Source organism: Dysgonomonas sp. ZJ709 (assembly GCF_011039195.1).
Taxonomy (GTDB): domain Bacteria; phylum Bacteroidota; class Bacteroidia; order Bacteroidales; family Dysgonomonadaceae; genus Dysgonomonas.
This window is the reverse complement of the sequence record NZ_JAAKEM010000003.1, coordinates 38,030-63,258: the sequence shown is the minus strand read 5'-3', so window position 1 is coordinate 63,258 and position 25,229 is coordinate 38,030. Positions and strand designations below refer to the sequence as shown.

The following is a 25,229-nucleotide window of genomic DNA, read 5'->3' as shown; positions in this document are numbered from 1 at the left end:
TCTTGTTTCTAAAATCTTTTAAACTTCTCTCTATATTATTTGACAGTATCATATTTATATATTTTTCCATCACCATGCAGGATATATCTTCCATCAATAATCGATTTCTCAACATTTTCTTTAGATACAGAATATCCTAAATATTCAGATAATATATAAATACTACTCGATCCATTGATCAATGATGTTTCGGGATCAATATATTTATCAACAATCGTTTCTATTTCGGCTGCTTTATTATTGATCACAATTATAGGTACTTCAAATTGAGAAGTTCCCTGATTAGGAAAACCATGTCCTAATCCTATAATTTCGCTATGATCGGGTATATAATACAATACAGAGCATAAATCTTTTTGCATTTCGTTATATATACCTCTTAGTACCCTATCTGTATGATGTATAGTCCTATCATACTGAGTTATCTGATCATTACCTCCTGCTATTGCAGCAGCATCTATTTCGTCAAATCTTTCGCTATATGATAAATGACTACCCGTAAGATGGATTATAATAAATTGCTTTTTGCCTTGTTTTTTCCTATCAGCTATTACAGGAAGCAAATCTAAATCATTTTCAGATGTTTTAGTGTTAAAAAAGTTATAATTCGCATTCATCGCTACATAACCGATGTAACTGCCATTAAAATCCAGTTGTGCTTGATTTGATATCCAAAGGGTTTCGTATCCGGCATGATGAGCTAAATCTATTATACTTTTCTCTCTGAAGAACGGATTTATATCAGTTGGGGTTGCAAACGATAATAAAATACGGGTAGCATCCCGCGTAAAAGGAGCTGGAGCTATACCATCATAATATTTAATATTATTGGGGGATGCAGCATTCAGGCTATCCAGAAATGGTGTAGTCTTTTTAGAATATCCATATAGAGAGTAATGGTTTCTCCACGAACTTTCACCTATGATATAGTATATTTTTTCTGGTGCTAATTCTGTATTTTCTAAAACAATACCTTCGGGCAAGACTCTTTCGGATGTTTTATAAGAGTTTAATTTACTCATCTCATCCCTATAAACTAAATAAGTTACACAATCATTATATATCAATGGAAAATGTTGTGCGGTAAGTAATTGAACTGTGTTTAATGGGAACATGGCAAAGTCACCCATTCTTACTTCATTTATTGTAATTTTACGATACAGTATTCCGGGAATAAATAAACAGCTATATATTAAAAATACTGCTAGTGATTTTTTTATTGAGAAGTTGATCGGTTTAAGTTCTTTTTTTGATTGGAATATCAAAAGTAAGGTTATCCCCAATATTATAATTGCCTTGAATAATGCATCAGTAAGCACCTCTTTGGCTTCTGCTGCATTCGTTTCAAATATTGATCCTAATATACCGGATGTTATGGAGGTTGAATATACAAATGCAAAATAAGAATCTATGGAAATAAGTATAGCAAAAACAACACTAAATATACTTGAATATTTCATCTTAGCAATGATGTTAAGAATGAAAAAGAAAGATAAAGCAGTGGCTATTGCAGGTTTACTTATACGACCTTCTAAGTTAGAATATGTAGCAAGTATGGATATAATACAAAAATATAAAAGACAAAGTATCGTGAATTTATATTTAAAAATGAAGCCGGGGATTTTTTTTACAAAATCTATAATCATTAGTTGTATATTCTATTTAAATTAGATAGCGAATGGCTTTTAAACCATAGGCGCTTTATTATATTCTTGGTTTATCAGCTTTAATATGCAAAGATACAATTTTATTGATTCCAGTTCAAGCCAGTCTTTTTATCTTCGATAGTTTATAGGTATATATACCTGGTACCTCATAAGTACCGTTCTGGTCTATATTGTCAATTCTGGCGTTATTTGCCACATGAATAGCTTTATAACCTCCCATATAGATACCTGCGCGGAATATTTTACTATCCTTCTCAAAGAATAATAAATCTCCCGCTTCTGCATCCGATATATTTTCGATAATTATACCTTCATTTGACTGTTGGCGAGCAAAACGAGGTAATATATAACCATTTACAGAGAATACTGTTTGTACGAAACCAGAACAGTCCATCCCGAATATATTTTTCCCGCCACATAAATAAGGAGTATTAAGCAAAGACATAGCTGTTGGGACAATCCCCTCTTTATTGCTTTCGGGCAAATATGTTATAAAACTGGGGTGTATCTGATATATTTTACCGGCAAGTTCAAATTTACTGGTATTTGCGTCATAATTTGGAATAAGGCTTCCTATTGTAAAGCGGTATATGGTTTTATCAGTCAGACAAAACACATCAGCCATAGGCACACAAACCCTTATGGTAGGCTGTTTTTTTATTTCTTCTATTTCTTGTGACGATAATGGGTGAAGCCCATCTTTTTTTACCCATCCGATATGTTTGTCAATGCAGTTTTCTATTTTGCAAAAAGCTTCGTTTTCCTCTAATATTGCACAGTATTCTCCAAATAATAGCTGAGATGTCATTTCAGAGCTCTCTTCGACATCTACTCTAATAGCTAAAATCGTATTTGTATTTATCGCAAAATCCATAATTGTAGCTATTTTATTACCAAATGAGTTCATTTTCAGAAATCAGATAATCCATTTTAATATCGTTATCATCAGTCGGGATTTGATCTAATAATTGAAAATCGAAACATATCCCTACTTTAGGGGCTGATAACTTTGGTAAAAAACGGTCGTAATAGCCTTTTCCCCTACCCATTCTGTTCATCTTACGATCGAAAGCCATGCCTGGAACTATAATAAGATCTACTTTCTTGAAATCGGTAAAGTTTTCGCCTTTAGGCTCTTGTATACCATACGACGACTTGCTGAAAATTGTAGAAGAATCATATTTACGGAAAACAAGATTGTCATTTTCCACTACAGGCAGATAAAAATCTTTAGTATTGTGCCACCTTTCGATAAAATCTACTGTAGAGACCTCGTCGAGTAAACTGTTGTATATAAATATAGTCTTAGAATCTTGAAAAATACCTGTAATTTCTAAGATTGAAAATACCTCCTCGGAACGAATAAATAATTCTTTAGGTGTGTATTTTTGTTTAATAGTAGAAATTTCTTTCCTAAGCTTCTCTTTTGCTTGTTGTTTCATCTTAAAAAACTAGAACTCTAGTATTGTAATATATAGAGTATATTGTGATTTTATTTAAATTAGTGCAAATTTACATTACTTTGCTAATAATGCCTTATTTTTAGGCCTTAAAACATTTTGACGATCAAAATAAAGTATTATTTCGTTTGTTTTTATGACGAATCTAACTTAAACTGAATGTAAAGAATGGGTTTTATAACTAGATTTTTTCAAAGACCGATTTTCTCAGATAAACGGTTTGTTTTTTCTATTTGGATTTTAGTAGCTTTATTTGCCGGTTTAAAGCATGCTTTGAATGGAGTCAATAATAATTATTTAATCTTTAAATATGTATTTTATAACACTCTTGATCAGGTTAATTTGTATGCAGGATACGCTGATAAGTATTTTGATGTAAATCATTATGGTCCTATATTTAGTTTAGTTATTGCCCCATTTGCTTTATTGCCAGACTCTATTGGAACTATATTATGGGAGGTTTGCATTGCAATAACTTTATTAATAGCTATCTATAAACTACCTATTATTTGGAAGGGCAAAGTTATTATATATTGGATCGCACTGCACGAATTATATGTAAATGCAACAAACAGTAATACTAATACACTTATCGCAGCTCTTATTATTGGTACTTTTATCTGTATAAAATCCCAAAAGGAATTCTGGGCGGCATGCTTTATTACTTTAGGATTATTTATTAAGCTGTATGGAGTTGTTGGGTTAGCTTTCTTTTTCTTTTCGAAAAATAAAATCAAACTGATAGGTTATCTATTTTTATGGAGTTTTATCTTCTTTGTCTTGCCAATGCTTATATCTTCTCCACAGTTTGTAGTACAGAGCTATATCGACTGGTATAACGAACTTATAGTGAAAAACGATTCAAATACTATCTCACTTATGCAAAACATATCAGTGATAGGAATGATAAGAAAGATCGGCGGATTGTATGAAATATCTACTCTTGTTATAATTTTACCTGCCATGTTTCTATTTGCATTACAATATATACAAGTCCGGGCTTATAGTAATCCTGTGTATCAATTTGGTATTTTGGCTTCCACATTGATGTTTGTAGTATTATTTAGTAGTGGGTCAGAGACTTGTACTTATATAATAGCCATCACAGGTGCTGTGTTGTGGTTTTTAATTCAGAAAAAACCGTATAGTAAATATGTAATGTCGCTTTTCATTATTACAATAATCATCACTATTTGTGCCGGTTCTGATATTGCCCCTGCTTTTATCAGGAGCGATATTATCAGACCATATGCTTTAAAGGCTTTGCCATATTTCATTGTATGGCTGACATTGATATATCAACTCGTAACATTTCGAAAGTCAGAAACTAGCGTTTTATCAAATGGCTACATAACAGATAATAAATAAAAATCAGATAAAAGGAAAAAGGGTAAGAATTCCAAATTCTTACCCTTTTTCCTTTTATAGTTGATCTTATTAGTGATTTACTTATATTTCCCTTTTCTTATAGATTCTGGTGTTGCTTTATTATTTTGGAGAAGCTCTACCGCCTTCTTTATAGCTGTATCGTCTCTTTGGTATAACTGGTAAAAACCTTCGTCACCAAATACGTTACGTATAATTAGTGCCTCTAATTGATTTTGCATAAGTCTCCTTGACTCATCAATGAGATATGGACGACGGCGTATTCCTTTATTCTCGGCATAACTTACCAAATTCTCAACCAAAGGCTGCTTTGTTAAATAGTCAGCAGCATCTTTCCATGTTTTAAATCCTTTTAATTTTGCACGATTACTTTCGGTGTAAGCAAATGCGTATTCTTTTAATAATCCGGCATAGGCCACCTTAAGATAGTATGAATTTACACCAATAGTATCTCGTGGAACAAATACATCGGCTAATATCCCGTCATTACCATATACTGGTCTTCCACCTGTAGTGTGGAATAGAGGAAGGTTATCGAATTTAATGCTGTCTCTGCTATCGAATTCACCTCTTTTGTATCTATTTTCCAGATCCTGTCCATATACATCACCTTTCCCTCTTTCGTATGCTTTTTGTATGCATCTGCCTGATGGAGTGTGGTAACGAGCTATCGTTAATCGGAGAGCTGAACCATCGCCGAATATATGTTGACTTTGAACAAGTCCCTTTCCGAATGAACGGCGGCCAACTATTAGTCCTCTATCGTTATCTTGTATAGCCCCTGCAAATATTTCACTGGCCGAAGCACTGCCTTCATCGATAAGTACTACTACTTGATTTGTTTTGCATGTACCCGAATTATCAGCGAAAACATTTTCCCGAGGATAAGTACGCCCTTCTGTATAGACAATTAATTCACCCCCAGGCAAAAACTCATTTGTCATCATTATTGCAGCGCCCAGATATCCTCCTACATTTTGTTGAAGGTCGATAATAAATGATTGGCAACCTTGGCTTTTTAATTTGGCAATAGCAGATATGAATTCATCATATGTTTTGCCTCCAAATTTGCTTATTTTGATATAACCAATTTTATCGTCCAACATATAGGCAGCATCAACACTTTTTACCGGTACATCTGCACGAGTAACAGTGAAAGAAAGAAGTTCCTTACTGGTTAATCTTTTGATGCCGAGTTCTATCTTAGTATCTTTGGGGCCTCTTAAGCTACGGAAAACTTTTTCGTTGCTTATGCCTTTACCGACAAGTGTACTATCGTTTGCAGTAACGATACGGTCGCCGGGCATAATGCCGGCAGCTTCGGAAGGACCTCCATATATAACATTTACAATAGTTACAGTATCATTTTGTATCATAAATTCGACACCGATACCAGAGAAATGCCCGTCGAGCTCATCGCCTGTAAGTGCCATATCTTCTGCAGATATATATGTAGAATGTGGATCAAGTCCCGAAATAATGCCTGGGATTGCATTTTCTATTAACTCGTTTATATTTACAGTGTCCACATACGATTTGTTGATGTAGTTAAAGATGTCTTCGAGTTTGTTTTCTTCTTTACCAAAAATGCTACCAATGGAATTTATTCCGGAAAATTTATTGCCTATAAATATACCGGCAGCTATACTGAAAGCTATGATTAAAGGCAACCAGAGGTATATTCTCTTATTATTGTTCATTCTCTTCTCTATTTATATCGTCAAAATTATCAATATCTATGTATGTAGTTTCTATACCGGCTCGTTCCAATAGGGCACAACCATCGGTACGCCTGTATTTTTGGTTATATACCACTCGTTTAATGCCTGCCTGAATAATTAATTTTGCACATTCGATGCATGGCGATGTTGTCACATACATTGTAGCACCCAAGCTACTGTTGTGCGAGCATGCAACCTTACTGATGGCATTCGCTTCGGCGTGTAAGACATATGGCTTGGTTTCGTTATCTTCATCTTCACAAATGTTCTCGAATCCGGATGGGGTGCCATTATATCCATCAGAGATGATCATCTTATCTTTCACGATAAGGGCACCAACTTTTCGACGTTTGCAATAAGAATTTTCAGCCCAGATAGTAGCCATTCTCATATAACGCTCGTCCAATAGTCGCTGTTTATTTTCACTCATATTTTTACGTTATCAAATTGCGACACAAAAGTACAAAAAACTGGCGTATTATACTGGAAATAAAACAAAAAAGAATCCATAATGTTTTATGAATCCTTTTTTGTTTGATACCATTTGGTCAATAATTAAATTGAAAGGGTTTTCAGTGTATTTAATAAATCCTCTTGGATTGGTTTGTTTTTCTTAATTGCTTTAGAAAAAGGAACATATACTATTTTGTCGTTTTGAATTCCAATCATCACATTGCGTTGATCGTCTTTCAATGCATCTATAGCAGCGGCTCCCATTCTACTGGCCAGAATACGATCGCTGGCAGTTGGCGATCCTCCTCGTTGTACGTGTCCTAATATAGTTACACGAACATCATACTGAGGATATTCTTTTTTCACACGTTCGGCCATTGACATGGCTCCCCCTGTAATATCTCCTTCAGTAACGAGAACAAGGCTACTGTTTTTACTCTTTCTAAATCCGTTAGAGATAAGATCTCCTAATTGGTCTTGTTGGAATGTCATTTCAGGGATAATGGCAGCTTCAGCTCCCGATGCAATAGCACCATTCAGAGCAAGGAATCCGCATTCGCGGCCCATTACTTCAATAAAGAATAAACGTTCGTGTGAACTCGCTGTATCTCTAATTTTGTCAACAGCTTCCATAATCGTATTCAAAGCAGTATCGTATCCGATGGTAAGGTCTGTTCCCGAAAGATCATTATCTATGGTTCCCGGTAAACCAACTATTGGTAAATCGAATTCTTGAGCGAAAATACGTGCGCCGGTAAGTGAACCATCACCACCAATAACAATTAGAGCATCTATTCCTTCTCTTTTAAGAGCTTCGTATGCAACTTTACGACCTTCGGGAGTCAAGAACTCCTGACAACGTGCAGTTTTCAATATAGTTCCGCCTTGTTGTATAATATTACTTACACTGTTTGTTTTAAATGGGACAATTTCGTCAAATATAAGACCTCTAAAGCCACGCATGATACCTTTGACTTCTATGTCATTATAAATTGCAGCACGAGTGACAGCGCGAATAGCAGCATTCATACCCGGGGCGTCTCCCCCTGATGTTAAAACTCCAATACACTTAATGTTAGCCATAATCCTTGTTTATATAAATTGTATAATTGCTATTATTCTTTGCTATTTCAATAAAGATATGCAAATTTAAAAATAAAATCAATCTCAAACGTAATTTGAGTAGCAATTTGTAAAAAAACTGCTCCGAATTTTAACTTTCGGAGCAGTTGAAGGATTTTAATCCCTATTTCTTATTTTGTGAGTAAAATGAGAAGTTTGTGATAACTGTAAATCTCATTTTACAAAAGTTTCAATCTTATTTCCTCGATTTTTGCTTCCACATCTTCCATTTGCCATTTTGGAGTAGATGTAGCACCACATATTCCTATCGAAGACGATTTGTTAATAACACTGACATCTATATCGTCTGGTGTTGTGATAAAGTATGAATTAGGATTATATTTTTTACATTCACCGAATAATACTTTTCCATTTGAACTTTTTTCGCCGGCAACAAAGAATATGATATCGTGTTTTGTTGCAAATTCTTTAATATTTGGAATACGATTCGATACTTGACGGCAAATTGTGTCGAAGAATTCGAATTTGGCATCACCTATCATACGGTTCTGCATAATCTCTATAATTTCACTAAAACCGTCCAGAGGTTTTGTTGTTTGTGAGAATAGGCATATATTTTTTGAAAAATCCAGCATATCCAGATCCTCTTTTTTCTCAATCACTACAGCATTCGATTCTGTTTGCCCAAGCAATCCATTTACTTCTGCATGTCCGTTTTCCCCGTAAATGACAATTTGAGTCTCATTTCCAATCTCTTGGCTGTATTTTCCATGAATCTTCTTTTGAAGACGAAGTACTACAGGACATGACGCATCAATAATTTCTATATTGTTCTGTTTTGCTACTTCGTAAGTCGAAGGTGGTTCACCGTGAGCTCTTAATAATACTTTTGCATTTTTTAGTTGAGCAAATTCTTCGTGATTAATTGTACGAAGGCCCAGTTTCTCTAAACGATCTACTTCTAAATTGTTGTGAACTATGTCTCCTAAACAATATAGAATTCCTCCTTTTGCCAGTTCTTCCTCTGCTTTTTTTATTGCATTTACAACTCCAAAGCAGAACCCTGATTTTGCATCTATTTCTATGTTACTCATTTAACTTGTTGTTTTTGTTTAAACTTATCTAAAAGCCATTGCATCTGTTCGTCAATGGTCATATATGAATTGTCCAGCTCTATTGCATCGTCAGCTTTCTTCAGTGGACTTTCTTTTCGTGTCTGGTCAAGATGATCTCTGTTTTTAATATTCTCAATAACTTCATCGAAAGTTATTGTTGTATCTCCTTTAGAATGAAGCTCGTCTAATCTGCGTTGAGCTCTTATTTCCGGTTTCGCCGTTACAAATATTTTCAACTCCGCATCAGGAAAAACAACTGTACCTATATCTCTTCCATCCATTACAATCCCTTTTGCTTTGCCCATCTCTTCTTGGAGAGCCACCATTGCATGCCTCACAGCAGCAACAGCACTTACTTGACTTACTTTGTTGGATACCTCCATACTTCTTATCGCGGCTTCTACATTTTGCCCGTTTAAGTATGTATCGGGGGTCCCTGTGATGCTATTTATTTTAAACTCTACCTTTATGTTATCAATCTCTTTTGATAATATTGCTTCATCTAGTTGATCATCATTAAACAAATTGCGTTCTATGCAATATAATGTAATAGCTCTGTACATAGCACCACTATCTATATAGATATATCCAATTTGTTTTGCCAGACTTTTGGCCATAGTACTCTTTCCACACGAAGAAAAACCGTCAATTGCAATTGTTATTTTTTTCATTCATCATTGTTTATAATACAACACTCCATCAAAATAAATGTTTATCAGAATAGCTTAATAAATATTTAAGGTGCTTAATTCTAAATAATGCACAAAGATATATTTTAAATAAATATGAAGATTATAATATTTGATAGAAGAGTGTTGGCATTACAAAAAAATCCTTACTTTTGCACACTCAAATATCTCGCTCTTAAATATGATAAATCGCGTTCTTATCCGCATTAGAGTAGTTCAAATATTGTTTTCTTGTAATCAGAATGAAACCAATGATTTGAAAAAAGCTGAAAACGAACTCCTCTTCAGTCTTCAAAAATCGTATGATCTCTATTTTTACTTATTATTGTTGCTTATCGAGTTAACAGATGCCTATGAACAGAGGGTCGATGCTCGTAAAGCCAAATTGTTGCCAACCCAAGAGGATATGAGTCCTAACACAAAATTGTTGGAAAACAAGTTTATTAATCAATTACGTGTTAACAGGCAATTAAACGATTATTTGAAAGAAAGACCTTTCGATTGGACAGAGCATGATGCTTTTCTGCGTAATACTTTAGATTCGATACTAGCATCGGAAGCCTATCAAGAGTATAGTGTAAATCCATCTGATGAATATGATGTTCATCGTGAATTCTGGCGAAACATTTTCAAACACATTATTTGTGTTAATGAAGATTTATACACGCTGCTTGAAGATGAAAGTTTATTCTGGAATGATGATGTTGAAATAGTGGAATCGTTTGTTATAAAGACAATTAAACGATTTGACGAAAGTAAAGGTTCTGATCAGGAATTATTACCAATGTTCAAAGACGAAACTGATAGAGAGTTTGCTGTACAGCTATTGAAAGAATCGATGCTGAATGCAAAAGAGTATCGTGAACTAATAGATCGATATACGAAAAATTGGGAATCGGAACGTATTGCAATTATGGATATGATAATAATGCAAATAGCTATATCCGAAATAATGACTTTCCCTTCAATTCCTATAAACGTTACACTGAACGAATATATTGATGTTGCTAAATCGTACAGTACAGTGAAAAGTGCATCATTTATAAACGGTATTCTTGATGCAATAGTGAAAGAATTGAAAGAGAAAAAGCGAATTTTTAAGAAATAATAATACTTATCATTGTTTTTCGATTAATTCTATTTCAAATTATTAAACTATATTTGTAGAACTGATTTTGGAATTACAATAATATAAACATAAATATCATTTTACAATTATGACTTTATTAAGTTTATTCTTACAAGCTGCGGCTGATGGAGCAGCAGAATCTCAAGGCTTTCTAGGTTTAGGAGGTTCAGGACAGATGCTAATTATGATGGTTCTTTTATTTGCCATTATGTACTTTTTTATGATCAGACCACAACAGAAAAAACAAAAAGCCATTCAAGAAGCTCGTAATTCGATCAAAACAGGCGACAAAGTTGTTACTGCAGGTGGTATTCATGGCAAAGTAAAAGATGTGAGTGATACATACTTTATCATCGAAATAGCGGAAGGAACAAAAATTAAAGTTGAAAAAGCTTCAGTATTTATTTCTGCTGAGGACACTCAACAAAGCAAGTGATCTAGATAAAAACAAAATCTATGGTATAGCCGTATGAGCAATACTGATGATATATTATTAGACAAAGTCAGAGCTTTTTTCAAGAGAATTCGATGGAGAAAGATTCTGACTTTTTCGTTTTTCGTTTTTTTATCCTCAATTTTTTGGATGATGCAGATTTATCGTCAAAAATTTGAGGTTACATATGTTATACCCCTCAAATATGTGAATATTCCCGATAGTGTTGTCTTTGAAACTGAATTACCAACTGTGATTACTACCAGAATAAAAGACGATGGTGCTACTCTTTTCAGATACTATTTTGCTAAACGAAACGATTCGTTGGAGATAGATATCAGGAAAATGATACACGAGTCGCAATCGCAAGTAATACAGGGGCGTGTATTTGAACAAATTATTCGAGGAAAATTATTTTTGTCATCAGAATTGATGAGCTATTCACCTGCCCAGTTATCCTACGCATACGCTGTCTTACAGCAAAAAAAATTAGCTGTAATATATGATGGCTATATAAATCTAGCTGCAGGTTATATTATAGATGGCGATTTTATTACATATCCCGATTCGGTTATTGCCTATGGAAGTAAAGCTTCTTTAGACACTATTTCATTTGCACATACGGTAGGCGATACGATAGATAATGTTACTTCAAGTAGAAATATCACAGTAGCAATAAAACCGATAAGAGGAATCCGATTTATACCTAATAAGGTTGAGCTATCGATACCTGTTGATGAGTTTACATCTAAAGAGATTGAAGTTCCTGTCACATGTGTTAATCTGCCGAATAACTTAAATATCAGATTTTTTCCTTCGACTGTGAAAGTTCCTTTCTTTGTCGGTTTGAAAAGACATAATGAAATTAAACCTGATGATTTTAAGGTTATTGTTGATTATGACGAAATTAAAAATTTAGAAGACCCATCATCCTCTATCCCAGTTCGTCTGATAACAAGTCCGGACTATATAAGGACAAAATTGCCTATTCCGGGTGAAGTAGAATTTGTTCTTGAAAAAGAATAATAAAATAACATCTTGTCAAAATGATTAAGGTTGGAATTACAGGTGGAATAGGAAGTGGAAAATCTATCGTAACCGAGATATTTTCTCTTTGTGGTATTCCTGTATATATAGCAGATGTAGAGAGTAAGAAGTTAACAGCTACATCTCCTAATATAAGAGAAAAGCTGATAGAATTATTCGGAAACGAGTTATACGATGGTACTACGCTAAATAAAACTTTACTTGCTTCACATATTTTTACTGACAAAAATAAATTAGAGGCAGTAAATCATATAATCCATCCTGAAGTAGAAAGAAATTTTCGCGAATGGGTTATTAATAATAAAAAATATCCAATCGTAGCTAAAGAAGCTGCTATCTTATTCGAGTCTGGTCTACAAGGACTTGTGGATAAAGTTATAATGGTATATACTCCTTTAGAGACTAGGATACAACGAACAATGGATAGGGATCATGTAAGCCGGGAGAAAGTTTTGGAGCGTATTCAAAATCAAATGCCGGACGAAGAAAAAATGAAACTTTCAGACTTTATAGTTGTTAATGATGGAACACAGTCATTAATAGAACAAGTTCTAGAAATTATTAAACAACTAAAAAATGAATAATTATGCCTTTTAAAAGTTCATACAAAGAAATATTTACTGCTAATAAAAAATGGATAGAGCGAAAATTGTCTGCAGACCCTGATTTCTTTAAACATCTTTCGCAAGAACAAAATCCTGATTATCTCTATATAGGATGCTCGGATAGCCGTGTGCATGCTAACGAAGTAATGGGCTTAGAACCTGGAGAGGTGTTTGTACATCGTAATATAGCTAATCTGGTTGTGAATAACGATCTCAATGCGTTATCTGTGATAAATTATGCAGTCGAGTATCTGAATGTAAAATATATCATTGTTTGCGGACATTACGATTGCGGTGGTATTCGAGCTGCAATGGAACCCCGCGATTTAGGGATTCTCAATCCATGGTTACGTAATGTGCGGGATGTATATCGCCTGCATGAAAAAGAGTTGGATGCAATAACAGACCAACGTGAGAGATATAACAGACTGGTAGAGATAAATGTATATGAACAGTGTCTGAATGTAATTAAGACAGCTGAAGTTCAGAAGTCATATATGGAAAGTGGTTACCCGCTTGTTGCGGGGTGGGTTTATGACTTACACGATGGACTATTAAAAGATTTAGAAATAGACTTTGAAAAAGAATTAAATCGCATTCGTAAGATATACGATTTAACAAAAGGTAAATAAAATGAGAAGAGTTGCAATAATAACATCTTTACTGACAATCATACTATTCGTAGGCTGTAAGCCCCCTAGAGCCGACAAACCTGCTACTCTGTCTGTAACTATTAACCCACAGAAGTATTTTCTCGATAAAATTGTTGGCGATAAATATAGTGTTAATTGTGTTGTGCCAAGCGGGTCAAATCCAGAAAGCTTCGATTTAGCTCCATCTCAATTGATGATATTGGATAAAAGTATCGCTTATTTTAAAGTAAGTTATTTGGGTATAGAAAATACATTAATAGAAAAGATTAGTCATAATAATCCGGATATGAAATTAATTGATTGTTCGATTGGTATTACGCCTATCGAAGGGAGTCATATTCATGAGCATGCAGATGGAGAACATCACGATCACGGGCATGATGGAGCAGATCCGCATATATGGAGTTCTCCGGCTACAGCTAAAATTATAGCAGACAACATGTTTAGGGCTGTTGTTGACCTAGATAAGGCTAATGAGGATTTTTATACTACAAACTATAACGAGCTAATTGCTGAAATAAACGAAACAGACAGTATATTGAGAACGTATATAGACAAAGCCCCTAGCAAAGCATTTATTATCTATCATCCTGCTCTTAGTTATTTTGCCGAAGAGTATGGTCTGACTCAGTATACAATCGAATATGAAGGTAAAAATCCTTCGCCCTCGCAATTGAAGCAGTTGATAGATACTGCAAAAGCCGAAGGAGTGAAAGTTGTATTTATTCAACAAGAATTTGATACAAAAAATGCAGAGACTGTTGCTAATGCTATTGGTGCTAAAACAGTTCCTATAAACTTGCTTTCTTATTATTGGAAAGAAGAAATGATTAAAATTGCTAAAGCTTTAGCATCTGACAATGAATAAAGTACTCGAAATAAGAGATCTTACAGTTGGATACGATAATAATCCATTTGTTTTGAAGAATGTCAATTTGGATGTTTTTCAAAATGATTTTCTAGGTATTATTGGCCCCAACGGAGGAGGTAAAACAACACTCCTCAAAACAATACTAGGTTTAGTAAAGCCTAGTAAAGGTATTATATCTTTCCCTAAAAAACATGTTGGTAGTACTAGGATAAACATAGGCTATCTACCACAAATCAATCAGATAGATAAGAAATTTCCAATATCTGTTTATGATGTAATATTGTCAGGATTGACTATGAACCGTAAATTCTTCACATCATATTCGACTCTACAAAAAGCTAGAGCGCAGGAAGTAGCAGAAAAAATGGGCTTACAGGATTTTCTTCATAAAGCTATTGGTGAACTATCGGGTGGTCAATTACAGCGGGCCTTATTAGGTAGAGCGATTGTTGATAATCCTGATTTGCTAGTGCTTGATGAACCTAACTCCTATGTAGATAAGCGTTTCGAAACAAATTTCTATAAATTATTGGAAGAGATAAACAAAGATACAGCAATTATTCTTGTTTCTCATGATGTGGGCACTGTTGTGTCGATGGTCAAAAATATAGCTTGTGTGAATGAAGGATTACATTATCATTCGGGAGCTAATATATCAACCGATTGGCTCGAAAAATCGTATAACTCCTGCCCTATCGAAATCATTGGTCATGGCGATTTTCCTCACCGTGTATTAGAAAAACATGAGGGGTGCGATTGTTGCAGTGACGAGTAAAATCTTATTATCAGCTGATAATAAGATTATAAACTGTTCTAACATTATCTATTGCAACCAATGATGGAATTCTCATTGTACCCGGAAGCCAATCTATAGAACCGGGAAAAGGCATCCTCGGATTTCTAGGACCAAGAGTGATGGTTCCACTTCCATTACCCTTCTCATTAAATTCAATACCGGATAAAGTCTTTATATCTATCGATTGTATTGATTTACTGAAAATACCCGATTTTATTATAATTCTCTTTTCAGTTATCCCATAGATGGTGTTCTTACGATGGATTATGTCTATAATAAATCTTCCTATTAAAAGAAAAAGAGCCATACAAAAAAATCCTGCTTTCCAAACAGTCAGAAATAAACTTCCTGAAACATTATTGGTTGATCCAGAGTCGAATGAGCCAAACATAAATAATGCAAATATACCCATACCTGCCCATAATAAACTGAAAGGAATTAAAAAGCTGTCATAAGCATGAAAGACCAGCCCTTGTTTAGGTTGTCCTATCCACAACAAATTCTCGTTCATGTCTAGATTTGGTCTTAACTCTTCTTCTATATCTCTACTGTTTCTATTCATAATTGCTTTTATTTCAATACTTATTCTTCCATAACTTCTTCAACCATTCCACTATCTTAGCTTCCGAAGCATTGGGCTGTGGTTTCCAGAACTGTCTGCCTTTTATTTCTTTAGGAACATAATCTTGTTCTACAAAGTTGTTCTCAAAATCGTGAGCGTACTTATAGTTTTTACCATAATCGAGTTCTTTCATCAACTTAGTTGGTGCATTGCGTAAATGTAATGGCACGGGCAGATTTCCTGTTTCATTTACAACTGCTATTGCTTCATCTATTGATAAATAGGCAGAATTGCTTTTAGGTGACGTCGCCAGATAAACAGTTGCTTCTGCTAAAACAATACGACCTTCAGGCCACCCTATTTTTTGTAAGGTGTCGAAGCAAGCATTGGCTAATAATAATGCATTTGGATTGGCTAGACCTATATCTTCGGCAGCCGAAATAACTAATCGTCGGGCAATAAACTTAGGATCTTCTCCACCGGCGACCATACGGGCTAACCAATAAATGGCTGCATCAGGATCGCTACCTCGAATCGACTTGATAAATGCAGAAATAATGTCATAATGCATTTCGCCACCTTTGTCGTAAGCAGCAGGATTTTCTTGTAAACGTTCGGTTACAATCTTATCATTAATGATGACCTTGTCGCTAAAGTCGGCCATGATAACTAAATCGAGTATATTTAACAGCTTACGGGCATCACCACCTGAAAAACGAAGTAAGGCATTAATTTCTTCTAACTCTATATTACGTTCTTTCAGTATGTAGTCTTCTCTGATAGCACGGTGCATAAGTTCCTCTAAGTCCTCTTTCTCTAGCGATTTGAGTACATACACCTGACATCGTGACAAGAGCGGACGTATTACTTCGAATGAAGGATTTTCTGTTGTAGCACCTATTAATGTTACAGTTCCGGTTTCTACTGCACCTAGTAACGAATCTTGTTGAGATTTGGAGAAACGATGTATTTCGTCAATAAACAAAATCGGACTGCGTGTGTCGAAAAACTGACTTTTCTTTGCTTGCTCTATAACTTCACGTACATCCTTCACCCCAGAATTTATAGCACTTAGTGTATAGAATGGCGTATCTAATGTATTGGCTATGATCTGTGCCAGCGTAGTCTTCCCTACTCCGGGAGGTCCCCACAGCAAAAATGAAGGTACCCTACCCGACTCTATCATCTTGCGAAGCACTGCTCCTTCTCCTACAAGATGCTTCTGCCCGATGTATTCGTCTAAATTGCGCGGACGTAGTCGTTCTGCTAATGGTTGGCTCATATTCTAATATTGTTATTCTTCAAAAATACAAAAAGTTTATGTTAATCTGCCAATGGATAAATGAACAAATATGAAATTCTTATTTTAAATAAGTTGTCATGTGAATTATATTTTAGTTTATCTATTGATATAAGTATAAGTAAAAAAGTAACAGAAAATGAGAATTTAAAATAAAGTAATAGGTGTCACTTTTGTAACTTTTTGAGTTTGTCATAGATTATTGGAACCAACTGTAGTACCTAACAGTTGTTTGTTTCGATATACTTTAGAAAGCAATAAAGCTGATGATAATTTATTCATAAAACGAAACTGTCAAATCGTCATATTTTGTCATATTTCATTTTTGGCACAGCATTTGAATAATGAAGAATGTCGGTAAAATGACAAGAATAGAATAATAACAAGTTAATATATAAAAAGAAATGGGAAAAATAATTGGAATTGACCTTGGTACAACAAACTCTTGTGTTGCTGTACTAGAAGGTAACGAACCACTCGTTATCGCAAACAACGAAGGAAAAAGAACTACACCATCTATCGTTGCATTCATCGAAGGTGGAGAACGTAAGATAGGTGATCCTGCTAAACGTCAGGCTATAACTAATCCTGAAAAAACAGTTTCTTCTATAAAGAGACTGATGGGTGAAACTTGGGAACAAGCACAAAACGAAATCCCTCGTGTACCTTACAAAATAGTAAAAGGAGATAATAATACACCTCGTGTAGATATCGATGGTCGTCTTTATACTCCACAAGAAATATCGGCTATGGTTCTTCAAAAAATGAAGAAAACTGCCGAAGATTATTTAGGACAAGAAGTAACAGATGCAGTAATTACTGTACCTGCATACTTTAACGATGCTCAACGTCAGGCAACTAAAGAAGCCGGTGAGATCGCAGGTCTTAAAGTTCAACGTATTGTGAATGAGCCGACTGCTGCTGCTCTTGCTTATGGTCTTGACAAAGCTCATAAAGACATGAAGATTGCGGTATTCGACCTTGGTGGTGGTACATTCGATATTTCTATCCTAGAATTAGGTGATGGTGTATTCGAAGTGAAATCTACAAATGGTGATACTCACTTGGGTGGTGACGACTTCGACCAAGTAATAATTGACTGGTTGGCAGACGAATTCTTGAAAGACGAAGGTCTTGATCTACGTAAAGATCCGATGGCTCTTCAACGTTTGAAAGAAGCTGCTGAAAAAGCCAAAATAGAACTTTCAAGTTCTACTTCTACTGAGATCAATTTGCCTTATATTATGCCTGTTAATGGTATTCCAAAACATTTGGTGAAAACATTGACTCGTGCTAAATTTGAGCAATTGGCTGACAAATTGATTCGTGCTTGTATCGAACCTTGTCGTAACTCATTAAGAGATGCAGGTTATACAGCTTCTGATATTGACGAAGTAATCCTTGTTGGTGGATCGACTCGTATCCCTGCTATTCAGGCAGAGGTTGAGAAATTCTTCGGAAAAGCTCCATCTAAAGGTGTAAATCCTGACGAAGTAGTTGCCGTAGGTGCTGCTATTCAAGGTGGTGTATTGACAGGAGAAGTAAAAGATATACTATTGCTAGATGTTACTCCGCTTTCGTTGGGTATCGAAACTATGGGTGGTGTGATGACTAAATTGATAGAGTCTAATACAACTATCCCAACAAAAAAGAGCGAAACATTCTCTACTGCTGCAGACAATCAACCATCAGTACAAATCAATGTATTGCAAGGTGAGCGTCCGATGGCAAGAGACAATAAACAAATCGGAGTATTTAATCTGGATGGTCTGCCTTCTGCACCGCGTGGAGTACCTCAAATTGAAGTAACGTTCGATATCGATGCTAATGGTATTCTTAGTGTATCGGCTAAAGATAAAGCTACAGGAAAAGAGCAATCTATTCGTATTGAAGCTTCATCGGGATTAAGTGATGAAGAAATCAAACGTATGAAAGAAGAGGCTGCTGCTAATGCTGATTCTGACCAAAAAGAAAAAGAAAGAGTAGACAAATTGAATCAAGCGGATTCATTAATATTTCAAACTGAAAAACAATTAACAGAACTTGGAGATAAGATTCCCGCAGATAAAAAAGCGCCTATTGAAGGAGCTTTGAGTAAATTGAAGGATGCGCACAAATCTCAAGATATTGCAGCTATTGATACTGCAATAGAAGAATTGAACAAGCTGTTGCATGCTATGAGTGAGGAAATGTACAATGCTCAACAACAAGCAGGTGGAGCTAATCCGGGTCAAGATGCAGGAAATGCAGGAAGTCAATCGAATGATGGTGATGTAACGGATGTTGACTTCGAGGAAGTAAAATAATAAGACATTACATATTTAGGAATATAGGGCTGCCACAATTTGGTAGCCCTTTGTTTTTCTGGAATAAATAAGTCAACTTTTTTGTTTTAGGCTTGTTTAGTATATAAATCAAATATAATAAAATGAAAAAAATAATCTATCTGTCATTATCACTAATACTCGTTATGGCTTCGTGTACTTCAAATAAAACAGTTAAATACACTATTGCTTCTCAAAGTGCCGATTGTGTTGGCGTTGGCCCTCAAAAGTGCATGCTAGTCAAAAAAGGAAATGCTACTGATTGGCAATACTTCTATACCAATATAGAAGGTTTCAATTATGAAGAAGGAAACGAATACGTAATAGAAGTAAAGGAAGAGAAGCTCGAGAATGTTCCGGCTGATGCGTCTTCAATTAAATATATTATGGTAAAGCAGCTTTTGAAAACACCTGCAACTTCTACTAATCTACCTGCTTCTATCGCATCTGCAACAGGCTATCAATGGACCGGTAAAGTATTGTCATCAGATTCGGAGAATTTAGGTAGAGGCGCTGCTGCAGGAAGAATGAGAGCTACTGTTTTAGCAATTGAGGTAACCAGTTCTTCTGCACCTGAATTTAAAGAAGGTGATACCATTTACTGCGAACTTATTGCTTCGCCTAAAGTTGTACCTGTAGTTGGCGAAGAATATGCATTCAAAGCTAAACATATCCATCCGGCACATGCCAAAGGCATTTATATGCTCGAAACTGACGTTATGGATTTAGTTCAGTAAAATTAATTTCTACGAAAATAAAAGGGGCTTATTTTAAAAGTAAACCCCTTTTTATATTTAACAAATGTCGTTGTTTATCGTAACTGTGCACCTAACTCACTTTCGAGTGTAGTCTGCATTTTCTTCATAATTGCATCAATCTGTTTGTCGTTCAATGTTTTTTCATCATCCTGAAGCACAAAATTTACAGCGTATGATTTTTTTCCTTCCGGTAGATTCTTGCCCTCATAAACATCAAACAGCGTAACATCTTTCAAAAGTTTGTGCTCTACTTTATAAGCTATTTTTTCTATATCTTCAAATAATACATTCTTATCTAGTAGTAGAGCTAAATCACGTTTTACTGACGGGAACTTAGATATATCGGAAGATATAACAGCATGTTTCTTAATTTCCTTCATCAAAGCATCCCAGTTAAGTTCAGCGAAATAGACTTCAGTATTAATATCGACAGTTTTTAAAATCTTCTTATTAACGATACCTAGTGTACCCAATAATTTATCTTTTCCTTTAGATTTGATGGTTACAGCAGTGCTATAAATATCACTAGAGAATTGCTTGTACTCAAGTTTTCCGTAAGCTATGCCTAAGCGTGTCAATATATTTTCAACATATGCTTTGAGTTGAAATACGGATGTTTTGTCATCTGCAGCTGCCCAACTATTACTTACATTGTTTCCGCTAAGCCAGATACCCAAATGAAATTCCTCTGAATATTCTCTTAGTGCTTCACCTTCGACTTTTTTATCAGCATCGTAAAAATAGCAGTTCCCAAATTCGTAGAACTTGATATCGGAGTTCTTACGATTGCGGTTGTAAGCAATGCTTTCCAATCCTCCAAACAGAAGTGTTTGGCGCATCACATTTAAATCAATACTTAAAGGGTTGATTAAGTAAACCGAGTTTTTGATAGGATACGAAATAGAATCAGTATAGTAAGACTCTTTGGTAAGAGAGTTATTCATTATCTCATTAAACCCACTACCGGTCAATTGTTCCGATATAATATTTTGTAAGTTATATCCTTTGTCGCTTGGCGTTTGATAAGACAAATTCGATTTAAGGTTATCCCCTATCTCAACATTATTATATCCGTAGATACGAAGAATATCTTCTATCACATCCACATCGCGCAACACATCCACACGGTATGTGGGGATTGACAATGTAAGAATGTCATCAGTTTCTTTTTCAATATATATTTCAAGACTTTTCAATATGGATTTTACAGTCTCTTTTTCTATATTTTTACCAATCAATGAATTTACTTTCTGATACGATAATTCAACAATAGGTTTAGCGATTGGACTTGTATATATATCTTGTGTATCACCTGCAATCTGTCCTCCTGCTATCTCTTGTATCAACAACGCTGTACGTTTCAGTACGTATAGAGTATCATTCGGATCGCAGCCACGTTCGAAACGGAAAGATGAATCAGTACTTAGGCCATGGCGTCGGGCCGTTTTACGCACCCATGTAGGGTTAAAATAAGCACATTCTAAGAATACGTCAGTAGTTTCTTCTGTTACACCCGATTTCAAGCCACCAAATACGCCGCCTATACAAATGCCCTCCGTATCGTTACAGATCATCAGGTCTTTGTTGCTTAAGGTACGTACTTGTTCGTCAAGGGTTGTAAACTTACTTCCTTCGGGTAATGTTTTTACAATAACTTCACCGCCTGTGATATATTTTGCGTCAAAGGCATGAAGAGGATGCCCTAGTTCGTGAAGGACATAATTTGTAATATCTACTATATTATTTATAGGTCGTAATCCAATAACTGTTAAACGATCTTTTAACCAATCAGGGCTTTCTTTTACAGATATTCCTTTAATAGTAACCCCTGTATAACGAGGACATGCGTCGATATTTTCAACCTTTACTTTTATACCTCCGTCAGTAATATCAATTTTGAAACTGTCTATGGAAGGCTTTGTAAGGGTAGATTCCTTGCCATTTTGTTTGAGATATGCAGCCAAATCGCGTGCTACACCAAAGTGTGATGCTGCATCCACTCTGTTGGGAGTGATATCTACTTCAAGTATATAATCGCTTTTTACATTATAATAATCTTTGGCAAGTGTACCTACCTTTGCATCAGCAGGAAGAACGATGATACCCTCGTGGCTTGTACCTATTCCGATCTCGTCTTCGGCACAAATCATACCAAAAGATTCCTGACCTCTTATCTTTGATTTTTTAATAGTAAAAGATTCTTCACCCGAATATAGTTTAGTACCTACCGTTGCAACCACTACTTTTTGTCCGGCGGCTACATTGGCAGCACCACAAACAATTTGTAGAGGTTCGACTTCACCCACATTTACAGTTGTAATGTGCAAATGGTCAGAATCGGGATGATCTGTACATGTTAATACTTCTCCTATAACTAGTCCGGCAAGACCGCCTTTTACAGTTTCTACTTCATCTATACCGCCTGTTTCGAGCCCGATAGATGTTAGTGCAGCAGATGTTTCTTCTGGTGATAAATCAAATTTTAGATAATCTTTCAGCCAATTGTACGAGATATTCATATATGATGTTGTTTTAGTCAAAAAGTTTGTCAAAAATACAAAATATATCAGATGTGTGAAACTTATGCTGTGCTAAAGACATAAAAATATTATATGATAAACAATTTATCTATTCAAAAGTCAAGGGATGGATACCTTGATATCGATATCCATCCCTTCTTATGCATATAGATTTATCACTATTTATTTAGGAATTCCATTTGAATAATTAATACCATTGGTAGTTGCTTGTCTCAGAGCCCATGCCATGATGTTGGCAAAGAAGTATGAGTTATATCTGTTTCGCACTTGATTTACATCATATACATCATACGCCGCGATAGGCATGTTGTTACTATCCACTTGGAAAGGATAACAGCATGTTTCAGCACGAAGATAACCTGATAAGAAGCCACCATCACCAATATAGAAATAATTTAATTTTTTATCTCTAAAAGCTACAACCAATCCATTGGTTGGGCTGTAAGAATATATAATAATCTGATCTAAAGGTACATTCTGTATTCCTTGAGTTAGACTAGCATCTTCAAACCAAGTTTTTCCAGCCAGAGTACTACCGGTAAGAGGTTTAGAAAAAGGGCCATTTACTATTTCGTCGTTTACATTTTCAATGGTACGCGGTCCTGCCCCTCCTGAATCTGTGCTAGAAGTTGCTGATGTGCCATATAATGCTCTCACTCCGGCATTACTTTTATTATTGTTATCATTTAAGTCGATAAATATACCTCCTGCTTCAAGATATGTTTTTAAGGCGGCAGATACATTATTACTCATAGCATTGTCAAAGCTTCTAATTATAATATCTGGTTTTGAAGCAAAAAGGGCACTCCACTCCGCATCACTTCGGTATTGGTAGCTTACAAAATTAAATCCTGATGTGGGCACTACAGCACTTGAAGAACTGCCAAATGCAGCAGCGCTGCTCATTAATGAGTAAGATCTCGAATTGACAGATTTACTTGCAGGTTGATAGTTTTCAGCTCCGACCCCTACAATTCTTAATACAGGCAATGTAACTCTCACCTCAAAAGGACAATTGGAATTTGTTGTATTACTACTATTAGATACAAGAACGAAGTCTTTATAATTATAAGATGAAATGGTGCCAGATCCTCTAAGTGTTACAGTTTGTGTTCCACCAGTCAAGGTTATTCCTTCATCCGTGCTAAAGCTTATCTCGCTGTTTCCTTCATAATATCCTTTTAATACAATTTTTTTGCCTGTTTCACTACTAGGCGAAGTAATACTAACAGTTACAGTATTTGATGAGCTTAGAGTTTGATTGTAATTATAGCTGCCATTTATGGATATCGTACTACAATTAATAGTAAAATCAGGACCTGGTCCACATTCTAATATATTATAATTAGGAGCAGGATAAGGATTCAGTGGGGTCCATTTTTGTCCATTCCAAACATGAAGTCCTTTGCATAGTTGAGTTTCAGCAGATGCCGTATTTTCTGCACCTACATTATAGACACATAAACCTATGTGTGATGCTTTATTATTAGCATCATTAGCTTCCACATCAGTTTCTAAACAAGGTTTTAGCGACGAATTGCTAACAAGTGCAACGCGTGGCATACCCAGACCTTTACTTGCGGTCTGTCCGTTAATATACACTCCTTCATCTTTCAGTTGAAGTATAGCGCCCTGAGCCGGACTTTCTTTTGCACCAATAGTGACTTGTGCACTAAGAGCGAGCGGGAATATTGTAGTTGCTACAATACCCAATACTAGAAATATCTTTTTTGAATACATTTCTTGTCTTAGTTTTTTGGAAGTTTATTATCTAAATACATTTTGTGAATGTGAGTATGTTTTTATTTTTTCAATTTGATATTAGTTAAAGTTTATTTATGAATTTAACATATATATCGCCCATTAAGTTCAATTTTAAAAAAAATAATTACGTCTTTTTATTGCTGTTGAGATCTTCCTATTTTTTATAAGTATATCCTTATATTATGTTGTAATAAGATAAAGGTAATAAAAAGTTATGGACTAAGGTACAGGTTCGAAAAAAATTCTTAGTTTTGTATAAAGCTATTTACCTAAAATAAAATACTTATATGAAAGAATTTTTCGACGTCATGGAGCCTACAGAGCGCTTTTACTGGTATGTTGCTATAGGGGCAAGTATCATATTTGTTATTCAGACAATTATGACCTTTATAGGTGCGGACTCGGATTCGGGGGTAGATGCTGAGTTTGAAGGCAATTTGGATAGTGTAGACCATCCTTTCCAGCTTTTTTCGCTTCGTAATTTGATCAACTTCTTTCTCGGGTTTGGTTGGACCGGAGTTTCTCTGTATGGTGTAATCGGTAGTAATGTGTTGCTGGGTGCTATTGCTCTTGTTGTAGGGATGATATTTATTGCAATATTTTTCCTTGTAATGAAAAGCCTGATGAGATTGGCAGAAGATAATTCATTTAATATTGATGATACAATAGATAAAACAGCAGAAGTATATACTACAATTCCTGCTGGCAAATCAGGTAAAGGTAAGGTATCTATCAGTGTGAAAGGGGCAATGCACGAGTTGGAGGCAGTGACTTCGAATGAAGAAGCCCTAAGACCCGGTACTCTTGTGAAGATAACAGGTGTAAATAACAATATACTTATTGTTAGCCCAATGATTTAAATCAACAAAAACA

23 protein-coding genes are annotated in these 25,229 nt (G+C 35.2%); 11 read left to right on the top strand and 12 right to left on the bottom strand.

Translation table 11 applies throughout. From position 1 onward, the window contains the following. Positions 1–35 precede the first annotated feature (35 nt). From G7Y56_RS03635 to G7Y56_RS03625, 3 genes are all read right to left on the bottom strand, one after another. Positions 36–1,646 carry a sulfatase-like hydrolase/transferase gene (locus G7Y56_RS03635; protein ID WP_255498629.1) on the bottom strand — a complete coding sequence of 537 codons (1,611 nt, stop codon included), beginning with the start codon at positions 1,644–1,646 and terminating at the stop codon, positions 36–38. A 115-nt stretch (positions 1,647–1,761) separates the two neighbouring features. Beyond that, positions 1,762–2,541 (bottom strand): C40 family peptidase, encoded by a 780-nt coding sequence (locus tag G7Y56_RS03630; protein ID WP_165041177.1) that lies wholly within the window; start codon positions 2,539–2,541, stop codon positions 1,762–1,764. Between the two features lie 16 nt (positions 2,542–2,557). After that, positions 2,558–3,109, bottom strand: a complete 552-nt coding sequence (locus tag G7Y56_RS03625; protein WP_165024714.1) for a 5-formyltetrahydrofolate cyclo-ligase — start codon at positions 3,107–3,109, stop codon at positions 2,558–2,560. Positions 3,110–3,295: 186 nt separating this feature from the next. On the opposite strand from G7Y56_RS03625, the gene G7Y56_RS03620 reads away from it, so the two are divergent. After that, positions 3,296–4,495 (top strand): glycosyltransferase family 87 protein, encoded by a 1,200-nt coding sequence (locus G7Y56_RS03620; protein WP_165041175.1) that lies wholly within the window; start codon positions 3,296–3,298, stop codon positions 4,493–4,495. A gap of 77 nt (positions 4,496–4,572) precedes the next feature. Here G7Y56_RS03620 and G7Y56_RS03615 read toward each other — a convergent pair whose 3' ends face one another. From G7Y56_RS03615 to cmk, 5 genes are all read right to left on the bottom strand, one after another. Further along, a complete protein-coding gene (locus tag G7Y56_RS03615) occupies positions 4,573–6,213 on the bottom strand; it encodes a S41 family peptidase (protein WP_165041173.1) in 1,641 nt (546 codons plus the stop codon). Continuing rightward, positions 6,203–6,664, bottom strand: coding sequence for a dCMP deaminase family protein (locus G7Y56_RS03610; RefSeq protein ID WP_165041171.1), 462 nt, complete (start codon positions 6,662–6,664; stop codon positions 6,203–6,205). Before G7Y56_RS03610 ends, G7Y56_RS03615 begins: the two co-directional genes overlap by 11 nt. A 125-nt stretch (positions 6,665–6,789) precedes the next feature. Continuing rightward, on the bottom strand, positions 6,790–7,770 hold the full coding sequence (gene pfkA, locus G7Y56_RS03605) for a 6-phosphofructokinase (protein WP_165024706.1): 981 nt from the start codon (positions 7,768–7,770) through the stop codon (positions 6,790–6,792). 218 nt (positions 7,771–7,988) lie between these two features. After that, the gene (locus G7Y56_RS03600; RefSeq protein ID WP_165041169.1) at positions 7,989–8,864 is read right to left on the bottom strand and encodes a 4-hydroxy-3-methylbut-2-enyl diphosphate reductase; all 876 of its coding nucleotides are present in this window, start codon (positions 8,862–8,864) and stop codon (positions 7,989–7,991) included. Next, a complete protein-coding gene (cmk, locus tag G7Y56_RS03595) occupies positions 8,861–9,556 on the bottom strand; it encodes a (d)CMP kinase (RefSeq protein WP_165041167.1) in 696 nt (231 codons plus the stop codon). Before cmk ends, G7Y56_RS03600 begins: the two co-directional genes overlap by 4 nt. A 199-nt stretch (positions 9,557–9,755) precedes the next feature. Between cmk and nusB the strand changes: the two genes are divergently transcribed. The 7 genes from nusB to G7Y56_RS03560 all read left to right on the top strand — a co-directional run bounded on the left by nusB (position 9,756) and on the right by G7Y56_RS03560 (position 15,087). Then, on the top strand, positions 9,756–10,682 hold the full coding sequence (gene nusB / locus G7Y56_RS03590; protein WP_165024698.1) for a transcription antitermination factor NusB: 927 nt from the start codon (positions 9,756–9,758) through the stop codon (positions 10,680–10,682). 109 nt (positions 10,683–10,791) lie between these two features. Then, positions 10,792–11,139, top strand: a complete 348-nt coding sequence (gene yajC / locus G7Y56_RS03585; protein ID WP_165024696.1) for a preprotein translocase subunit YajC — start codon at positions 10,792–10,794, stop codon at positions 11,137–11,139. A gap of 147 nt (positions 11,140–11,286) precedes the next feature. Continuing rightward, complete coding sequence (locus tag G7Y56_RS03580; protein WP_255498628.1) at positions 11,287–12,162, top strand: YbbR-like domain-containing protein; 876 nt, start codon at positions 11,287–11,289, stop codon at positions 12,160–12,162. A 20-nt stretch (positions 12,163–12,182) separates the two neighbouring features. After that, positions 12,183–12,767: a dephospho-CoA kinase gene (coaE, locus tag G7Y56_RS03575; protein WP_165041163.1), complete on the top strand. Its 585-nt coding sequence runs from the start codon at positions 12,183–12,185 to the stop codon at positions 12,765–12,767. 2 nt (positions 12,768–12,769) lie between these two features. Then, positions 12,770–13,420 (top strand): carbonic anhydrase, encoded by a 651-nt coding sequence (locus G7Y56_RS03570; RefSeq protein ID WP_165024687.1) that lies wholly within the window; start codon positions 12,770–12,772, stop codon positions 13,418–13,420. 1 nt (position 13,421) lies between these two features. After that, complete coding sequence (locus G7Y56_RS03565) at positions 13,422–14,309, top strand: metal ABC transporter solute-binding protein, Zn/Mn family (RefSeq protein ID WP_165041161.1); 888 nt, start codon at positions 13,422–13,424, stop codon at positions 14,307–14,309. Next, positions 14,302–15,087, top strand: coding sequence for a metal ABC transporter ATP-binding protein (locus G7Y56_RS03560; RefSeq protein ID WP_165041159.1), 786 nt, complete (start codon positions 14,302–14,304; stop codon positions 15,085–15,087). Before G7Y56_RS03565 ends, G7Y56_RS03560 begins: the two co-directional genes overlap by 8 nt. 10 nt (positions 15,088–15,097) lie before the next feature. Here the strand turns inward: G7Y56_RS03560 and G7Y56_RS03555 are convergent, their stop codons facing one another. Beyond that, a complete protein-coding gene (locus G7Y56_RS03555) occupies positions 15,098–15,670 on the bottom strand; it encodes a PH domain-containing protein (protein WP_165041157.1) in 573 nt (190 codons plus the stop codon). Positions 15,671–15,683: 13 nt separating this feature from the next. Beyond that, on the bottom strand, positions 15,684–16,952 hold the full coding sequence (locus tag G7Y56_RS03550; RefSeq protein WP_165024678.1) for a replication-associated recombination protein A: 1,269 nt from the start codon (positions 16,950–16,952) through the stop codon (positions 15,684–15,686). A gap of 422 nt (positions 16,953–17,374) precedes the next feature. Here G7Y56_RS03550 and dnaK point away from each other — a divergent pair, with 422 nt between their 5' ends. Both dnaK and G7Y56_RS03540 read left to right on the top strand, forming a co-directional pair. After that, entirely contained in the window at positions 17,375–19,276 is a 1,902-nt protein-coding gene (gene dnaK / locus G7Y56_RS03545) for a molecular chaperone DnaK (protein WP_165041154.1), read from the top strand. A gap of 122 nt (positions 19,277–19,398) precedes the next feature. Next, entirely contained in the window at positions 19,399–20,031 is a 633-nt protein-coding gene (locus tag G7Y56_RS03540; protein WP_165041152.1) for a DUF4377 domain-containing protein, read from the top strand. 74 nt (positions 20,032–20,105) lie between these two features. On the opposite strand, the gene pheT is transcribed toward G7Y56_RS03540, so the two are convergent. Together pheT and G7Y56_RS03530 are read right to left on the bottom strand one after the other, a co-directional pair. After that, positions 20,106–22,571 (bottom strand): phenylalanine--tRNA ligase subunit beta, encoded by a 2,466-nt coding sequence (gene pheT, locus G7Y56_RS03535; protein WP_165041150.1) that lies wholly within the window; start codon positions 22,569–22,571, stop codon positions 20,106–20,108. 183 nt (positions 22,572–22,754) lie between these two features. Continuing rightward, entirely contained in the window at positions 22,755–24,332 is a 1,578-nt protein-coding gene (locus G7Y56_RS03530; protein ID WP_165041148.1) for a hypothetical protein, read from the bottom strand. Between the two features lie 311 nt (positions 24,333–24,643). Between G7Y56_RS03530 and G7Y56_RS03525 the strand changes: the two genes are divergently transcribed. Then, positions 24,644–25,216, top strand: a complete 573-nt coding sequence (locus tag G7Y56_RS03525) for an NfeD family protein (protein ID WP_165024665.1) — start codon at positions 24,644–24,646, stop codon at positions 25,214–25,216. Positions 25,217–25,229 lie beyond the last annotated feature (13 nt).

Excerpts from the sequence above, each read along its gene's own strand:
- G7Y56_RS03600 (WP_165041169.1), bottom strand. The coding sequence starts at position 8,864 with ATGAGTAACATAGAAATAGATGCAAAATCAGGGTTCTGCTTTGGAGTT.
- G7Y56_RS03530 (WP_165041148.1), bottom strand. The coding sequence starts at position 24,332 with ATGTATTCAAAAAAGATATTTCTAGTATTGGGTATTGTAGCAACTACA.
- G7Y56_RS03550 (WP_165024678.1), bottom strand. The coding sequence starts at position 16,952 with ATGAGCCAACCATTAGCAGAACGACTACGTCCGCGCAATTTAGACGAA.
- G7Y56_RS03540 (WP_165041152.1), top strand. The coding sequence starts at position 19,399 with ATGAAAAAAATAATCTATCTGTCATTATCACTAATACTCGTTATGGCT.
- G7Y56_RS03630 (WP_165041177.1), bottom strand. The coding sequence starts at position 2,541 with ATGGATTTTGCGATAAATACAAATACGATTTTAGCTATTAGAGTAGAT.
- cmk (WP_165041167.1), bottom strand. The coding sequence starts at position 9,556 with ATGAAAAAAATAACAATTGCAATTGACGGTTTTTCTTCGTGTGGAAAG.
- G7Y56_RS03615 (WP_165041173.1), bottom strand. The coding sequence starts at position 6,213 with ATGAACAATAATAAGAGAATATACCTCTGGTTGCCTTTAATCATAGCT.
- G7Y56_RS03560 (WP_165041159.1), top strand. The coding sequence starts at position 14,302 with ATGAATAAAGTACTCGAAATAAGAGATCTTACAGTTGGATACGATAAT.
- pfkA (WP_165024706.1), bottom strand. The coding sequence starts at position 7,770 with ATGGCTAACATTAAGTGTATTGGAGTTTTAACATCAGGGGGAGACGCC.
- pheT (WP_165041150.1), bottom strand. The coding sequence starts at position 22,571 with ATGAATATCTCGTACAATTGGCTGAAAGATTATCTAAAATTTGATTTA.
- G7Y56_RS03620 (WP_165041175.1), top strand. The coding sequence starts at position 3,296 with ATGGGTTTTATAACTAGATTTTTTCAAAGACCGATTTTCTCAGATAAA.
- G7Y56_RS03565 (WP_165041161.1), top strand. The coding sequence starts at position 13,422 with ATGAGAAGAGTTGCAATAATAACATCTTTACTGACAATCATACTATTC.
- nusB (WP_165024698.1), top strand. The coding sequence starts at position 9,756 with ATGATAAATCGCGTTCTTATCCGCATTAGAGTAGTTCAAATATTGTTT.
- G7Y56_RS03525 (WP_165024665.1), top strand. The coding sequence starts at position 24,644 with ATGAAAGAATTTTTCGACGTCATGGAGCCTACAGAGCGCTTTTACTGG.
- G7Y56_RS03570 (WP_165024687.1), top strand. The coding sequence starts at position 12,770 with ATGCCTTTTAAAAGTTCATACAAAGAAATATTTACTGCTAATAAAAAA.
- dnaK (WP_165041154.1), top strand. The coding sequence starts at position 17,375 with ATGGGAAAAATAATTGGAATTGACCTTGGTACAACAAACTCTTGTGTT.
- G7Y56_RS03555 (WP_165041157.1), bottom strand. The coding sequence starts at position 15,670 with ATGAATAGAAACAGTAGAGATATAGAAGAAGAGTTAAGACCAAATCTA.
- G7Y56_RS03610 (WP_165041171.1), bottom strand. The coding sequence starts at position 6,664 with ATGAGTGAAAATAAACAGCGACTATTGGACGAGCGTTATATGAGAATG.
- yajC (WP_165024696.1), top strand. The coding sequence starts at position 10,792 with ATGACTTTATTAAGTTTATTCTTACAAGCTGCGGCTGATGGAGCAGCA.
- G7Y56_RS03580 (WP_255498628.1), top strand. The coding sequence starts at position 11,287 with ATGATGCAGATTTATCGTCAAAAATTTGAGGTTACATATGTTATACCC.
- G7Y56_RS03635 (WP_255498629.1), bottom strand. The coding sequence starts at position 1,646 with ATGATTATAGATTTTGTAAAAAAAATCCCCGGCTTCATTTTTAAATAT.
- coaE (WP_165041163.1), top strand. The coding sequence starts at position 12,183 with ATGATTAAGGTTGGAATTACAGGTGGAATAGGAAGTGGAAAATCTATC.
- G7Y56_RS03625 (WP_165024714.1), bottom strand. The coding sequence starts at position 3,109 with ATGAAACAACAAGCAAAAGAGAAGCTTAGGAAAGAAATTTCTACTATT.